Raw genomic sequence first — 15476 nt, 5'->3', positions numbered from 1 at the left:
GCTCCTACATTGGGGCGGCCGGCCCCGTACGACGAAGGTGGGGGCGTTCACCCCCGGCGGCCTGCCGCCGTATCGGGGTCAAACGGTACCGAGCATCACCCGCTGCGGGCGGTAGAGATTTCCTTCCACGTGGGTGTAGCGCTTCACGTGATCCAGGTGCTTGCCGTACACGTGCAGCGACACGGCCACCTCGTCTGGATCGGCATTGCGGCACTGGTGCAGGTCCTGCGGCGGCACCAGGCCGATCACGCTGCCGGTTTCCAGCAGATGGCTGCCGTCCGGCTCCAGCTCTGACAGCGCCCGGTGCTGCGCCTTCAAGCGGTAGTCGCTCACTTCCAGCTGCCCGCGCAGCACCGATTCCACGCCCCAGGTATCGCCGTGGTCGTGCACGGTGCTCACCTGGCCGGGCGCCCAGGTGATCGCAATCACCTCGTAGCCATGCTCGCGCGAACGGTAAAGTTCGCGCCGGGCGTGCTCGTCGTCGCGGGTTTCCAGCAGCCATGCCGGCAGCTCCAGCGGACCGGCCAGCAGGCCCCGCAATCCCTTCACCAACGCCTTCACCGCCTTGGCCGGCTCACCCGCGCGCATGGCGGCATTGCTGAGCACGATCACATCATCCAGGAGCGGAAACGGTGCCGGGGGGTGGGCGATATTGCTGAGACTCATGTCGTTCTTCTGCTTCAAAGTGCGGCCACCATAGCCGGGCAATGTTCAATTCTCCGTAAACGTCGATGACCGTCGCGCTACACCGCCGCGCGGCCCCGGCGCGAGCCGCCTACAATGCGTGGATGGACGATATCTCCCCAGTACGCGACTACTTCACCGGCCTGCAGGACCGGATCTGCGCCGCCATCGAAGCGGCCGACGGCAAGGAACGATTCATTGAAGACGCTTGGACCCGCGAGCCCGGCAACGGCCCCCTGCTTGGCGGCGGCGGGCGCACCCGCATCCTCCGCGACGGCGCCGTGTTCGAGCAGGCCGGCATCGGCTTTTCCGATGTCTCCGGCAATCAGCTGCCCCCCTCCGCCACGGCCGCCCGCCCCGAGCTGGCCGGCACCGCGTGGCGTGCAATGGGCGTCTCGCTGGTATTCCATCCGCACAACCCGTACCTGCCCACCACCCACGCCAACGTGCGCCACTTCCGCGCCGAGCGCGATGGCGAAACCGTGGCCTGGTGGTTCGGCGGCGGCTTCGATCTCACCCCTTTCTACCCTTTCGACGAAGACGTGCTGCACTGGCACCGCGTGGCCCGCGACCTGTGCGAACCCTACGGCGGGCAGCGCCGCTACGACGCGCACAAGAAGTGGTGCGATGACTATTTCCACCTCAAGCACCGTGATGAAACCCGCGGCGTCGGCGGCCTGTTCTTCGACGACATGAGCGGCGATTTCGACAACGAATTCGGCTACATGCAAGCGGTCGGCGACGGCTTCCTCGATGCCTACCTGCCAATCATCGAGCGCCGCAAGGACACGCCCTACGGCGAGCGCGAGCGGCAGTTCCAGCTCTACCGGCGCGGGCGCTACGTGGAATTCAACCTGGTCCTGGACCGCGGCACCCAATTCGGCCTGCAGTCGGGCGGGCGCACCGAATCGATCCTCATGAGCCTGCCCCCGCTGGCGCGCTGGGAATACGGCTTCACCCCCGAACCCGGCAGCGACGAAGCCCGCCTCGCCAACTACCTGAAACCCCGCGACTGGCTCACCGAGCTGTAGGAGCGCGCCACGCGCGCGAAGCCGCGTGAATTATTGCCGCCGACGGTCCTGACCCACCCCGTAGGAGCGCGCCACGCGCGCGAAGCCGCGTGAATTCAATCCCCCGCGGCGCGGCTTCGGCATCCACATCGAATCCGAAGCACCGACCCGCCCGACAGTTCGAACCAATCGACGCGTCACGCGGCTTCGCGCGCATGGCGCGCTCCTACACAGGCCGCAAGCCGGCTCCTACACAGACCGCAGGTCAACCCCGGTTCGGCACGTTCGATGCGTCGCCGTCAGTCCTGGAGCGCACGGCGCCGAACACCGGCGCCCGGCGCAGCACGCGGAAGAACGCCAGCGTCCGCGCACGACGGGCGCTCAGCCAGTACCAGAACACGCACAGCGCCAGGAAGGCCACCAGGATCACCGGGTGCGGTATATCAATGCGCATCGCCTGGCCTGCCAACAGCCCGCAGATCAGGCTGAAGCCCGCCAGCGCCACCGCCGCCTGGGTGGGCCCGAAACCCGCATCCTGCATGAAGTGATGGATGTGATCGCGCCCGGCCGAGAACGGCGACCGCCCCTGGCGTGTGCGGCGCACCGTCAACACCAGGCAGTCCATGATCGGGATCAGCCACAGCGCCAGCACCGGGCTCACCGGATGGCCGGGATTCTGGGTCAGGCGAAACACCACCCAGGCCACCACCAGCCCCAGGAACGCGCTGCCCGCATTGCCCATGAACACCTTGGCCCGCGCCTGCCACGGAAAGCGCATGTTGTAGAGCAGGAAAGCACCCACCGCCACCGCCACCAGCAGCCCGGCCAGCCCGTCCGCGCCGTCAATCATGTTGACCGCATTGATGATGCCCACCGTCGCAAACACGGTGAACGGCACCGACAGCCATCCCGGCGCCAGGCTGTCCAGCCCGACCACCGGTCCGATCTGCTCCACCCGCACGCCGGCGCCGTACACCATGATCAGCGCGGCCAGCACCTGGGCCAGGATGCGCCAGTACCAGGGCAGGTCGTAGCGGTCATCGGCCAGGCCCACGCCGGTCAGCAGCAGCGCCGCCACCGAGAAAGACACCAGCGTATCCGTGGCGAACTGCCAATGGTGACCACCCCCACCGCAACAAACGCCGCCAGCATCGCCAACCCGCCAGTGATCGGCGTGGGGTGCGCATGGTCCTTGCGACCCTTCGGGTAATCCAGAAGGTTCAAGCGGGGAACCATCGGGTGCAGCAACTCAAGCACTATCCAGGTGATGAGCGCTGCTCCCAGCGCCGCCAACATCCCTGTCTCAACCACCCAATCCATACTTCACACCAGTCCAAATCACGCCAAGAAACACGCAAAAAACGGGCCAACCCCAGCGCCCAAAACGTAAGTCATGGATATCACAGCAAGTATTTCGCCCCCGTGACCATCCATCACAAGAGGTGGTTATGTGACGCGCGGCACGCGTTGGCCAGCTAAAGCTGAATCGGCCGAAGCACAATGGCCCGGCAATTCAGGACAGCTGCACCAGCTTCTGCTCAAGAATGCGCAAGCGCTGCCAGACCACCGCCTTGGGCAACGTGATATCCATCGCCTGCATGCAGCGCTCCAACCAGCCTTCGCGCCCGCGCAGCCGTTCCACGGACCTGTCGAGGTCGCGGCGCACATCATTCCCATAGGCCGCTCCGGCCTTGTCCAAGGCCTGTTCCAGCAGCGAGCGGCCAGGTGACATCATCGCCAGGTCGATCAGGTCGCGATTGAAGGTGCTGTCATCCAGTCCCCGATCCGAGTTGGCCAACAGCTTGCTGGCGGCCATGTCCACGCCTGACAGCGTGGAAATACCGCACACCTCGTCATCTGGACCGGGTTCATCCAGTGCAATGCGCCCCTCCCTCACGATCTCGAATTTGATCGGCGTATCCATCATTCGCACCCGCGTGCGTATGCCGTACTGATCGACGCGTACTTCACCCATCACCGGCGGCACCTGGGCGCCATCGCGCACCAGGGCGCTGATGCCATCGCTTCCGCGCACCAACTGGCGCAGCTCCCGGTATCCGCCCTCATCCGACACCAGGAAATCCACGTCCACGGATTCGCGGTACTCACCGAAGCGGAGCGCCATCGCCGTGCCCCTGCCGAACAGACAGTGCAGCCGCCGCATCAATGCGGCATCCAGAACGCCCAACAACAGCGCGATGCGCTGATGGTGCGGGCGTTCAAACATCACTGGCGAATGCGATACGCAGGGCATCGATCAACGCGCGCTCGCCGGGCGTCAGTTCCGCATCGTCCAGATGCCGGGCATTGCGCTCGTAAATGGACAGCGCCTCGCGGGGCGTGAGCACGTCGATCCCCTGCACGTGCCAGGCAAGCTTGCGCAGCTGCGGATAGTCAGACAGGCACACCCGCGCGGGCAGCCAGCCTTCGGCATCGTCCGGTCTGGCGGATTGCCCGGGCTTTGCAAGCGCCCATTCCAGACCAAGTACTACGGCTGCTTCGGCATAGGCGCCCGCAGCCACCGACGGCTCACCCTTCTCTATCCGATACCAGGTGACGCGCGAGATTCCAGCGGATTCGGCAGCCGCCGTAGCGCTGACGCCCAGCGCCTTGCGACGGGCGCGCACCTTCTCGCCCAAGGCCTGGAGCATTGAACGGGAAGGCGTGGCGGCGGCAGCGGATTTGGCGGTCATTTGTTTCTGATTATTTACAAACCGAAATATAAGTCAACAATCAGAAACAAATTACTCAACCCAAGTGCCGCACATACCAGGGCATGGCTTCCGCCAAGCCCGCAGCCAGGTCGTGGGTGGGCTCGTAGCCCAGCAATTCCCGGGCTGCGCCGACATCGGCCAGCGAGTGGCGCACATCGCCGGGGCGGAACTCGCGGTGCACCGGGTCGCGGGCGTATTGCACGCCATTGGCCGCCAGCGTGGTGCGAATGGCCGCGAACAATCCCTTCAGCGTGTTCCGGTCGCCGACCGCCATGTTGTACACCCGGGTGCGGGCGGCATCGGGCGCCAGCGCCGCCAGCAGGCTGGCCTGGATGGCGTTGTCCACATAGGTGAAATCGCGGCTGGTCTCGCCATCGCCGTTGATGAATACCTCTCCCCCGCGGATCATCGAGGCCGTCCACTTCGGAATCACCGCCGCATACGCCCCTTCCGGGTTCTGGCGCCGGCCGAACACGTTGAAATAGCGCAGCCCGATGCTCTGGAAGCCGTAGGTCTGCGCAAACACATCCGCGTACAGCTCGTTCACGTATTTGGTGACCGCGTAGGGCGACAGCGGCTTGCCGATGTTTTCCTCCACCTTGGGCAGCGCCGGATGGTCGCCGTAGGTGGAGCTGCTGGCCGCATAGGTGAAGCTGCCCACCTTCGCATCGCGCGCCGCCACCAGCATGTTGAGCATGCCGTCGATATTGGCCCGGTTGGTGGCGATGGGATCGGCGATCGAGCGCGGCACCGAGCCCAGCGCCGCCTGGTGCAGCACGTGGTCCACGCCCGCACACATTTCGTGGCAGGTGGCCAGATCGGTGATGTCACCCTCGACAAAGCGGAACCTGCCCCACTGCTCCGCCGTCACCAGCCCCTGCACCTCGTCCAGGTTGTGCTGGAACCCGGTGCTGAAGTTGTCCAGCCCCACCACCCGCTGGTCGAGCCGCAGCAGCGCCTCCAGCAGGTTGGAACCGATGAAACCGGCGCAGCCGGTCACCAGCCAGGTGCGCGGCCGGGCGCGCAGCGTGGTGCAGGCGGAATCAAACGCAGTCATGGGGAGCCCCGTGGGAGATGCGCACATATTATCCGCGATGCAGCGCACGTATCATGGCCACCCACCCCCACCGGACCGCTCGACATGGCAAAGGGCAACCCGCTGCAACAACAGCTGCTCAAGGCAGGCCTGGTCAAGAAGTCCAAAGTGGCCGAGATCGCCCGCCAGCAGGTGAAGGCGCGCCACGGCAAGGCGCCGCCCACCGACGATGGAATCCAGCGTGAAGCCGAGCGCGTCCGCGCCGAGAAGGCGGAACGCGACCGCGCCATCGAAGCCGAGCGCAAGGCCAAGGCCCGGCAGGCGGAAATGCGCGCCCAGGCCCGGCAGATCATCCAGGACCGCAAGCTTCCGCGCACTGGCGAAAGCGAATACCGCTTCACCGCCGACGGCGCCATCCGCACCGTGCTGATCGACGACGACCAGCGAAAGAAGCTCGTCACCGGCGCCGTGGTCATCGCCCGCCTGGATGACCGCTACGAACTGCTCCCACGCGTGGCCGGCGACAAAGTGCGCGAACGCGACCCGGCCCTGATCGTCCTCGACCACGGCCAGGCCGAAGACACCCAGGTCGCCGCCATCAGCGAAGAAGACGCCGCCTACTACGCCAAATTCGAAGTCCCCGACGACCTGATCTGGTAGGCCCAGGCGTGGCGCCCCGCGCCCTTCCGCCCGCACCCACGGCCCGGTCGCCCCTCCTAGGAACGCGCCATGCGCGCTCCTACAATCGGGACAGCCGGCGCAGCAGGATGGCCATCACAATCCCGGCCATCCCCCCCACCAGGTTCAACAGCACATCATCCAGTCGCGGCTCGCGGCCCGGGGTAAGACCCTGCGCCAACTCGGCAGCGACGGCCAACGCTGCCACCAATGCCCACCCTCTCCAATTGCGCAGGTCCGGGCGGCCCAGCCACAGGAGCAGCCCGAGCCATAGGAAGATCAGCAAGTGCACCCATTCGGCAACGGCCCATGGGGTGTGGGCGGCAAACCGACGCATCTGGCCGATGCCATCACGCCCGACGAATCCCGTGACCTGCTCTCCCGGAAGAAACAACAGAGCGGACACCGCCAAAGCCGAGCCGAAGATAAAAACCCGGGTCAGCGGACTGCCGCGGCGGGCAAGAAAAAAGCCCGCGGCCAGCACCAGTAAGCCAAGCAGCAAATCGGAAACGGCAATCATCATCGCACCTGGGGAAGGTTGCACTGTCTCATCCGTGAAAAGCGCCAATCACCCCAGCACCGCGTCGTAATCAACTCGATTCATATATCCCTCCAAACACTGCGCGGCCCGCGGCCGACACCCCACCGCACCAGGCCGGGGCTCGGTAATCATGAATCAACTTGCTGACGCTCAGAGCCGTCCATCCACGGCTTCTCGTGGCAGCACGTACTTCACGTCGTACAGCACCGCGCCAGGCTTGCCATGCGCGCGGATGCCGGCCGCGCCTAGTTCCCTGAACTCGTCATGCCCCACCGCCACGATGATGGCGTCGTATTCTCTTTCGCCCGGCGTAGTCAAGTTGATCCCGTACTCATGCCTGGCTTGGGCAGCATCCACCCACGGATCGCACACATCCACGCAGGCGTTGTAACCCTTCAGCGCTTCAATGATGTCCACCACCCTGGTATTGCGCAGGTCCGGGCAGTTCTCCTTGAACGCCAAGCCCAGCACCAGCACACGCGCGCGCACTGGATTGATATCGTTGGTGACCATCAGGCGGATCACCTGGTTGGCGACGTATTCGCCCATGCCATCGTTGGTGCGGCGGCCTGCCAGGATCACGTCGGGGTGGTGGCCCACCTCCTGCGCCTTGTGGGTGAGGTAGTACGGGTCCACGCTGATGCAGTGTCCGCCCACCAGACCGGGGCGGAACGGCAGGAAGTTCCATTTCGTGCCAGCCGCCTCCAGCACTTCCAGGGTATCGATACCCAGCTTGTTGAACAGGATGGCCAGATCATTGACCAAGGCGATGTTGAGGTCGCGCTGGGTGTTTTCGATCACCTTGGCGGCCTCGGCCACCTTGATGCTGCTGGTCTTGTGAGTGCCAGCCGGGATGATGCTGGCATACAGCGCGTCCACGAAGTCCGCCGCTTCCGGCGTGGAACCGGAGGTCACCTTGAGGATGGAGGTGACCCGGTGCTCCTTGTCGCCCGGATTGATGCGCTCGGGGCTGTATCCAACGAAGAAGTCCTTGTTGAACTCCAGACCGCTTACCTGTTCCAGAATCGGCACGCAGACTTCCTCGGTGCATCCGGGATACACGGTGCTCTCGTACACAACCGTATCGCCGGGCCGCAGCACCTTGCCCAGCGAGTCGCTCGCTTTGCGCAACGGCGCCAGGTCGGGGCGCCGGGCGCTGTCGATCGGCGTGGGCACGGTCACGATGTAGACGTTGCAATCGCGGATGCCATCCAGTGCACTGGTGAACTCCAGGTTGGTGGCCTCGGCCAGCAACTCGGGCTCGACTTCCAGGGTGCTGTCGGTGCCGGCGCGCAACTCGGCGATCCGCGCATCGTTGATGTCGAAGCCCACGGTGGCGTACTGCTTTCCGAACTCGACCGCCAGCGGCAGCCCTACGTAACCCAGGCCCACCACCGCAATGCGTGCGGTGCGCGGCGAGGTCTGATTTGGCATGTTCAGTTGGCTCCAATGTCAGCCACGGACCTGCGGGGCGCAGCGGGGTTGATGACGGATTATTACGTGTTTTGGCGACCGATGCGGCCGTGGCCCACACGTGTCACGCAGGTGCACGGCCAACGGGAGCGCAAGGGATGGGGAGCTGTGGGGCGCTTCTGCATCCAGTGATCACATTCGGGTGTCTAGGATCGCGGCCTGACCTGAATGGGAGAAGGGGCAGAAGGATCCGGTCCGATAGCGGCGGTTGCTTCGACCCGCCGCCGGCCCCATTTGGATGGTCTGGCAATAAAGAAGGCCCCCTGATGTACGGACGTGAACGCCGCCGGTCCGGCGACCCCGATCCCGACGCGCTGCGCGCGGGACTGACCGCAGCGCAGGCCAAGGCCCTGCACACCCTGGAACAGTTCGGCTGGACGCTGCGCTTCGTGCGCCGGCCGATGTTCATGGACCCGGTGCCGGTGGCGTTTGACCGCGAAGGCGATAAGTGGGTGGTGATCGAGCCCGACGGCAGCCTCAACGAGAACCCCGGATTCAAGCTTCGGGATTGAGCGTCGCCCGCCCCCGTAGGAGCGCGCCATGCGCGCGAAACCGCGTGACGATTGGCGTGCGGTGTGGCGTCGGCCGGTGCGCCGGGGCCGACGCCTCGTGGCAATGATCATATTCACGCGGCTTCGCGCGCATGGCGCGCTCCTACGGGGGGCCATTTTTCGCGACGCGTGACCCGGCCCGCGGCGGATGGGATCAGCCGGGTTGGAGGTTGGCGTAGGCCAGCACCAGCCATTTGCTGCCGACGTCATCGAAATTGACCTGCACGCGGGCGTGGGCGCCGGCGCCTTCGATATCGGTGACCACGCCGCCGCCGAATTTGGGATGGCTGACGCCCTGGCCGATGCTGATGCCGGGGTTCTCATCCACCACGGCGTGGCCGCGGCTGCGCTGCCTGGGCTGCGGGAAGGCGGGACGTGAGGCGTTCGCACGCGGACGCACGTCGTGCAGCAGTTCAGCCGGAATCTCGCGCAGGAAGCGCGAGGGCATGCCGAACATGTCCTGGCCGTGCAGGCGGCGGCTTTCGGCGTAGCACAGCACCAGCTTCTGGCGGGCGCGGGTGATGCCGACGTAGGCCAGGCGGCGCTCTTCTTCCAGCCGGCCAACCTCGTCCACCGAGCGCTGGTTGGGAAACAGGCCTTCTTCCATGCCCACCAGAAACACCAGCGGGAATTCCAGGCCCTTGGCGCTGTGCAGGGTCATCAGCTGCACGCCGTCTTCGCCGGCCTGAGCCTGGCCTTCGCCGGCCTCCAGAGCGGCGTAGGCCAGGAAGGCGACGAGTTCGGTCATGCCTTCGGTCTCTTCATCGTCGCCGCGTACGAAGCGCGAGGCGACGGAGACCAGTTCGTCGAGGTTGTCGATGCGTGATTCGGAATCGAGCACGCCGCGGCTTTCGCGCGCCCAGTGCTCGCGCAGGCCGGAGCGGGCCAGTACGTGGTCGAATTTTTCCGGCAGCGGCAGGCTCTCGACCTCGTTGGCGAGGTCGTCGATCAGGGTGTGGAAGCCGGCCAATGCATTCCGGGCGCGGGCGGCGAGGCTGGAATCCTGGCTGCAGCGCTGCGAGGCATCCCACAGCGAGAGGCTGGCGGCGCGGGCGGTCTGGCGCACCACGTCCAGGGTGCGATCGCCGATGCCGCGGGTGGGCGTGTTGACCGCGCGCTCGAAGGCGGCGTCGTCGGCGCGGTTGGCCACCAGGCGCATGTAGGCCAGGGTGTCCTTGATTTCGGCGCGTTCGAAGAAGCGCACGCCGCCGTAGACGCGGTACGGGATCTCTTCGCCCAGCAGTTGCTCTTCCAGCGCGCGCGACTGCGCGTTGCTGCGGTAGAGGATGGCGCAGTCGCCGTAGCTGCCGCCGTCGCGCACCCACTGGTTGATGCGCTCGACCACGAAGCGCGCCTCGTCGATCTCGTTGTAGGCGGCATACAGGTCAACGGTTTCGCCCTGCCCGCTGTCGGTCCACAGGCGCTTGCCCAGCCGTTCGGGGTTGTGGGCGATGACGGCGTTGGCGGCGTCGAGGATGTTGGCGCTGGAGCGGTAGTTCTGCTCCAGGCGGATGGTCTGCGCACCCTGGAAATCCTTGAGGAACTGCTGCACGTTCTCCACCTTGGCGCCGCGCCAGCCGTAGATGGCCTGGTCGTCGTCGCCGACCACGAACGCCTTGCCGTCGGTGCCGGCCAGCACGCGGATGAAGGCGTACTGGATGGCGTTGGTGTCCTGGAACTCGTCCACCAGGATGTGGCCGAAGCGCTGGCGGTAGTGGGCGAGAATGGCCGGGTTGTCGCGCAGCAGCTCGTGGGCGCGCAGCAGCAGCTCGGCGAAATCGACCAGGCCGGCGCGATCGCAGCGCTCCTGGTACAGGGCGTAGCTGCGGCGCATGGCGTTGGCCCATTCGTCATCGCCGGGCTGGATGTGCTGCGGGCGGCGGCCCTCATCCTTCTGGGCGTTGATCCACCAGGCGATCTGGCGCGGCGGGAAGCGGGCTTCATCCAGCTCCAGCTGCTGCACCACGCGCTTGACCAGGCGCTGCTGGTCGTCGGAATCCAGGATCTGGAAGCCTTCCGGCAGCTTGGCGTCCTGCCAGTGCAGGCGCAGCAGGCGGTGGGCCAGGCCGTGGAAGGTGCCGATCCACATGCCGCGGGTGCCGGGCCCGGCGCCGCTGCGATCGAGCATGGCGCTGGTGCGCTGGCGCATCTCGGCCGCGGCCTTGTTGGTGAAGGTGACCGCGAAAATGCCGTGCGCGGGCACGCCGTGGACCTCGTTGAGCCAGGCGATGCGGTGGGTCAGCACGCGGGTCTTGCCCGAGCCTGCGCCGGCCAGCACCAGGTAATGCCCGGGCTCGGCGGTCACGGCCTGGCGCTGGTCGGCGTTGAGGCCGTCGATCAGGTGGGAAACATCCATCGCGCCATTGTAAACCCGCGGATGGAACGCCCTTTTGGTAGGAGCGCGCCATGCGCGCGAAGCCGCGTGACGATTGGCCATGCGGTGTGGCGTCGGCCGTTACGTAGGGGCCGACGCCTCGCGGCAAAGATCATATTCACGCTGTTTCGCGCGCATGGCGCGCTCCTACAGGTCCCGGCGATCGGTGGGTCAGGGGTCCGCGAGGTGGCTAATCAGGGTCTCGAAGGGCATGGGCTTGGCCAGCAGGTAGCCCTGGAATTCATCGCAGCCGCGGGCGCGGAGCCATTCGTGCTGGGCGGGGGTTTCCACGCCTTCGGCGGTGATGCCCAGGCCCAGCGCCTGGGCCATGCCGAGGATCGCGGAGCAGATGGCCTGGCTGTCGGTGGCCGTATCCAGGTCGCGCACGAAGGATCTGTCGAGCTTGAGCCGCTGCAGCGGCAGGTGCTGCAGGTAGGCCATGCTGGAATAACCGGTGCCGAAGTCGTCGATCGCGATCGAGGCGCCCAGCGCGCTCAGCGACTGCATGATGCCGGTGGCCGTCTCCGGGTTGGCCAGCAGCACGCTCTCGGTCAGTTCCAGCTCCAGCACGCCGGGCGGCAGCCCGTGCCGGGCCATCACCGCGGCGATTTCCCCCACCAGCTCTTCGCGCACCTGCAGGGCCGACACGTTGACCGCCATGCGCAGCCCCCCGTGGCCCAGCTGCTCGAGCTCGCGCCAGCATCGGGCCGCCTGGTCGAGCACCCAGCTGCCCAGCTGCATCACCAGCCCGGACTCCTCGCAGGCCTCCATGAACGCACCCGGGCCCAACAGGCCGCGCTCGGGATGGCGCCAGCGCACCAGGGCCTCCATGCCGGCGGGCCGTTGCCAGACGTCGAACTTGAGCTGGAACTCCAGTTCGAACTGCTGCTCCTCCAGCGCCCGGTGCAGTTCCTGCACCAGCGCCAGGCGCTCGGCGGCGTGCGGGTCGAGCCCGGAGTGGTAGGCCACGCTGCGGTTGCGGCCCTCATGCTTGGCACGGTCGACCGCGCGGCTGGCAAGGCGCAGCAGCTCCGCTCCGGAGCCGCCGTCGCCGGGGTAGCAGGCATAGCCAAGGCTGGCGGTGGTGAGCAGTTCGATGCCACGCACCGGCACCGGTCGCGAGACCGCAGCGCGCAGCGCCTCCGCCCGTTCGCAGACCTCCGCGCCGGTGAGGCCGCCCAGCAGGATGCCGAACTCGTCGCCGCCAAGACTGCCCACCACGTCACCGCTGGCTGCGGCTTCCTCCAGCCGCCGGGCCTGCGCCACCAGCACCTCGTCACCAACCACTCTGCCAAGGCTGTCGTTGATGAGCTTGAAGTGGTCCAGGTTGATGAGGCTCACAGCGATCCCGGCGCCGTCTCCGGCAGTCACCGCCGCGTCGATGGCGTCGTCGATGCGGGCGATGAGCGCATCGCGGTTGAACAGCCCGGTCAGCGCTTCGTGAGAGGCGCGCCAGGCCAGGTCGCGCGCGGCCATGCGGCGGGCGGTGATGTCGGTGAGGATGCCGACGAAATGGGTGACCCCGCCCTCCTTGCCGCGCACCGGCGAGAGCCGGATCTCGCGCCAGTACTCGCCCTCGAGTGCCCGCGGGCCGGCGACTTCCACCGAGGTGCCCTGCCCGCGCTCGATCGCGCTGCGCAGGATCGCGCGGACCCCGTCGTCGGCAATGGTGTCCACCGCCACCCGGGTCATTGAGAGCCCCGGCGCGCCGCCGATCCCGCACAGGCGCGCGAACGCCTCGTTGGCATACACCAGCTCCTCGCGCGCGACATCGACGATGAACACCCCTTCCCCGCTTGATTCCACCGCGCGCCGCAGCAGGCGCAGATCGGCCTCGGCGCGGACCTGCTCGGTCACGTCCAGGGCCAGCATCAGGCGCGCCGGCCGGCCGTCGAAGGAGGAGATGTCGCGGGCGAACACCAGCGCGCTGAAGGGTTTTCCGTCGGCCCGCAGGTGCGGCCAGATGCGGCGGCCGTAGGCATTGGGATGGTTGCGCAGCTCTTCGCGCACGTCGTCCTCGGTAACGCCTTCGGCCAGCACCCGCGATGCCGGAAGGCCCAGGAACGCTTCGCGCTCGTAGCCGTACTGTGACTCGGCGGCCGCGTTGACTTCCAGCACCTGGAGGGTCTCGCGGTCATAGACCACGGCCGGCAGCGGATGCTGCTCATAGAGGAACCGGTATTGCGCTTTGGCATCACGCACGCGCTCGCGCAGGTCGCCGACGGTGTGTTCACTGGCGTTGAGCGAAAGGCGTATCTCATGCTCGCGGCGGGTGGCGCGGCGCAGGAAGTACAGCCCGGATCCCCACGCGGCCATCAACAGCAGGATGCCCAGCGCCAGCGCGCATACGAAGGTCCACCAGCCCGCATGCAGGACTTTCGGCGGAATGCCGACCGTGGCGACCAGGGGCCAGCCCTTTACGGAGCGGTAGCCAACCACGCGGACCACGCCATCGAGCCGGCTCTTCGAACGCACCACGCCGGAGGGTGCTTGCTCCAATGCCGCGAAGGCCGGCGAGTACGTCGCCTGCAGGCCCGCCTGCAGGACGCCGGTATCGGAGCGGGCAAGCAGGGTTCCGTCGTGGCCGAGCACCGAAGCGACGCCGGAACTGCCGACCTCGTGGACGCGCAATACGCTGCTGAAGACGTCCACGTCCAGCTCGGCGCGCAGCCACTGGGCATTGCCATCCGCGCGTCCGGGCACCCGTACGGCCACCGGCAGACGCCAGTTGCCATCGGCATCGGAAGCAGACAGGCCGAGGTGCAGGCGTCGTGGCGCTGCCCCGGCTGCAGGGACGAAATCCGGCGCGGCGTCTTCCAGCCTCAGTCCGGCAAGGGCCGGGTTGCGCCGGGCGATGCCCGCCAGGCTGTCATGCAGCAGCAGTGGAACCGCTTCGGGAGCCGTAGCGCCGATGACGGCGAGGCCATCGGCGAGCGCCCGTAACTCCGCTTCGACCGCGGCCAGCTCGTGGCCGACCTCGCGCGCATGGCTGTCAGCCAGTGCCTGCACGTAGCGCTGGCCGGCCTGCTGGCGCACTTGCAGATCACCCCAGGCCACCAGCGCGGCCGCGGCCAGCAGGCCCGCGAAAAGCATGCACCCGGCGAGCCAGGCCCGGCGCCGCTGGGCCAGGCCAAAGTCCGTGCCTGGCAGCGCATCACTCAATGGATTGCCCCCTGGGCTTTGCGACGCCGGACGGGTACATGGCGGCCTGCGGCATCAAGACTGTCCCCCTGACAGGTCATCCGCAGCCTATCCCCCCCGCCGCCCCAGCGCCAGATGGCGCGGGCATGTCGTGCCACACCGGGGCACACCGTGTGAAACATCCACCGACGCCCTTTTGTAGGAGCGCGCCATGCGCGCGAAGCCGCGTGACACATGGCGTCGGGCTGTTCCCGTCGGGGCCGGATCCGTAGGAGCGCGCCGCGCGCGCGAAGCCGCGTGAACCCTGACCTTGCCGCGTGGCCTCGGATACGCCGAACCCGCCGACGCCTTGCCGCACGATCACATTCACGCGGCTTCGCGCGCATGGCGCGCTCCTACAAATGGGTTGGCGATGCTGCGTTGCACGTGGGGATACGGCCGCGGGGCTAGACTCGATGATTCCCCCATTTCCGGAGCGCCGACGATGATCGACTTCTACTACTGGCCCACGCCCAACGGTCACAAGGTGACCCTGTTCCTGGAAGAAGCGGGGCTGGAATACACCATCAAGCCGGTAAACATCGGCGAAGGCGACCAGTTCCAGCCGGAGTTCCTCGAGATCTCGCCGAACAACAAGATGCCGGCGATCGTGGATCACCGGCCAGCCGACGGCGGCGCCCCGCAGAGTGTGTTCGAGTCCGGCGCGATCCTGATGTACCTGGCCGAGAAGACCGGGAAGTTCCTGCCAACCGGCCCGCGCGAGCGGATCCAGGCGCTGGAATGGCTGTTCTGGCAGATGGCCGGGCTGGGGCCGATGAGCGGCCAGTACGGGCATTTCCACGTGTATGCGCCGGAGAAGATCGGCTACGCGATGGAACGCTACGCGAACGAGGTGAACCGGCTGCTGAAGGTGCTGGACAAGCGGCTGGAAGGGCGCGAGTTCCTTGCCGGCGCGGAGTATTCGATCGCGGATATGGCCGCCTACCCGTGGATCAACGGGTACGACAGCGCGCCGGTGGACATGGCCCCCTACCCCAACGTGGTGCGCTGGCAGGAAACCATCGCCGCCCGCCCCGCCACCGAGCGTGCCTATGCGCTGGCAAAGCAGGTGAACCCGGATCTCGGCAAGCCGATGACCGAAGAGCAGAAAGCGCAGCTGTTCGGCAAACGCTGAAGGATCCCCGGTAGGAGCGGGGGGGGGGGGGGGGGGGGGGGGGGGGGGGGGGGGGGGGGGGGGGGGGGGGGGGGGGGGGGGGGGGGGGGGGGGGGGGGGG

The 15476-nt window shown here is 67.1% G+C and carries 13 protein-coding genes; 4 read left to right on the top strand and 9 right to left on the bottom strand.

The genetic code is table 11. The features are described 5' to 3' along the window. Positions 1 to 78: 78 nt before the first annotated feature. The gene (locus ACW7G3_RS06595) at positions 79 to 666 is read right to left on the bottom strand and encodes a hypothetical protein (protein WP_456981860.1); all 588 of its coding nucleotides are present in this window, start codon (positions 664 to 666) and stop codon (positions 79 to 81) included. Between the two features lie 122 nt (positions 667 to 788). On the opposite strand from ACW7G3_RS06595, the gene hemF reads away from it, so the two are divergent. Beyond that, the gene (hemF, locus tag ACW7G3_RS06590) at positions 789 to 1715 is read left to right on the top strand and encodes an oxygen-dependent coproporphyrinogen oxidase (protein ID WP_456981858.1); all 927 of its coding nucleotides are present in this window, start codon (positions 789 to 791) and stop codon (positions 1713 to 1715) included. A 244-nt stretch (positions 1716 to 1959) separates the two neighbouring features. Here the strand turns inward: hemF and ACW7G3_RS06585 are convergent, their stop codons facing one another. The 4 genes from ACW7G3_RS06585 to ACW7G3_RS06570 form a co-directional block, all read right to left on the bottom strand. Then, complete coding sequence (locus ACW7G3_RS06585; protein ID WP_456981856.1) at positions 1960 to 2784, bottom strand: MraY family glycosyltransferase; 825 nt, start codon at positions 2782 to 2784, stop codon at positions 1960 to 1962. A gap of 423 nt (positions 2785 to 3207) precedes the next feature. After that, the gene (locus ACW7G3_RS06580) at positions 3208 to 3921 is read right to left on the bottom strand and encodes a nucleotidyl transferase AbiEii/AbiGii toxin family protein (RefSeq protein ID WP_456981854.1); all 714 of its coding nucleotides are present in this window, start codon (positions 3919 to 3921) and stop codon (positions 3208 to 3210) included. Continuing rightward, on the bottom strand, positions 3914 to 4387 hold the full coding sequence (locus tag ACW7G3_RS06575; protein ID WP_456981852.1) for a helix-turn-helix transcriptional regulator: 474 nt from the start codon (positions 4385 to 4387) through the stop codon (positions 3914 to 3916). The genes ACW7G3_RS06580 and ACW7G3_RS06575 overlap by 8 nt, the downstream gene beginning before the upstream one ends. A 55-nt stretch (positions 4388 to 4442) precedes the next feature. Next, positions 4443 to 5465 (bottom strand): NAD-dependent epimerase/dehydratase family protein, encoded by a 1023-nt coding sequence (locus ACW7G3_RS06570; RefSeq protein ID WP_456981850.1) that lies wholly within the window; start codon positions 5463 to 5465, stop codon positions 4443 to 4445. Positions 5466 to 5549: 84 nt separating this feature from the next. Here ACW7G3_RS06570 and ACW7G3_RS06565 point away from each other — a divergent pair, with 84 nt between their 5' ends. Then, positions 5550 to 6104 carry a DUF2058 domain-containing protein gene (locus ACW7G3_RS06565; protein ID WP_456981848.1) on the top strand — a complete coding sequence of 185 codons (555 nt, stop codon included), beginning with the start codon at positions 5550 to 5552 and terminating at the stop codon, positions 6102 to 6104. A 79-nt stretch (positions 6105 to 6183) separates the two neighbouring features. On the opposite strand, the gene ACW7G3_RS06560 is transcribed toward ACW7G3_RS06565, so the two are convergent. Continuing rightward, positions 6184 to 6642, bottom strand: coding sequence for a VanZ family protein (locus tag ACW7G3_RS06560; protein WP_456981846.1), 459 nt, complete (start codon positions 6640 to 6642; stop codon positions 6184 to 6186). A gap of 171 nt (positions 6643 to 6813) precedes the next feature. After that, the gene (gene tviB, locus ACW7G3_RS06555) at positions 6814 to 8097 is read right to left on the bottom strand and encodes a Vi polysaccharide biosynthesis UDP-N-acetylglucosamine C-6 dehydrogenase TviB (protein WP_456981844.1); all 1284 of its coding nucleotides are present in this window, start codon (positions 8095 to 8097) and stop codon (positions 6814 to 6816) included. Between the two features lie 305 nt (positions 8098 to 8402). Here tviB and ACW7G3_RS06550 point away from each other — a divergent pair, with 305 nt between their 5' ends. Further along, a complete protein-coding gene (locus ACW7G3_RS06550; RefSeq protein ID WP_456981843.1) occupies positions 8403 to 8648 on the top strand; it encodes a hypothetical protein in 246 nt (81 codons plus the stop codon). A 193-nt stretch (positions 8649 to 8841) separates the two neighbouring features. Here ACW7G3_RS06550 and uvrD read toward each other — a convergent pair whose 3' ends face one another. Together uvrD and ACW7G3_RS06540 are read right to left on the bottom strand one after the other, a co-directional pair. Next, positions 8842 to 11043 carry a DNA helicase II gene (uvrD, locus tag ACW7G3_RS06545; RefSeq protein WP_456981841.1) on the bottom strand — a complete coding sequence of 734 codons (2202 nt, stop codon included), beginning with the start codon at positions 11041 to 11043 and terminating at the stop codon, positions 8842 to 8844. Between the two features lie 189 nt (positions 11044 to 11232). Continuing rightward, entirely contained in the window at positions 11233 to 14223 is a 2991-nt protein-coding gene (locus ACW7G3_RS06540) for a bifunctional diguanylate cyclase/phosphodiesterase (protein WP_456981839.1), read from the bottom strand. A 463-nt stretch (positions 14224 to 14686) separates the two neighbouring features. Between ACW7G3_RS06540 and ACW7G3_RS06535 the strand changes: the two genes are divergently transcribed. After that, a complete protein-coding gene (locus ACW7G3_RS06535) occupies positions 14687 to 15376 on the top strand; it encodes a glutathione binding-like protein (RefSeq protein WP_456981838.1) in 690 nt (229 codons plus the stop codon). The last annotated feature ends 100 nt before the right edge of the window (positions 15377 to 15476 follow it).

Source organism: Luteimonas sp. A478 (genome assembly GCF_054052025.1).
This window is presented reverse-complemented; position numbering and strand designations above follow the sequence as displayed.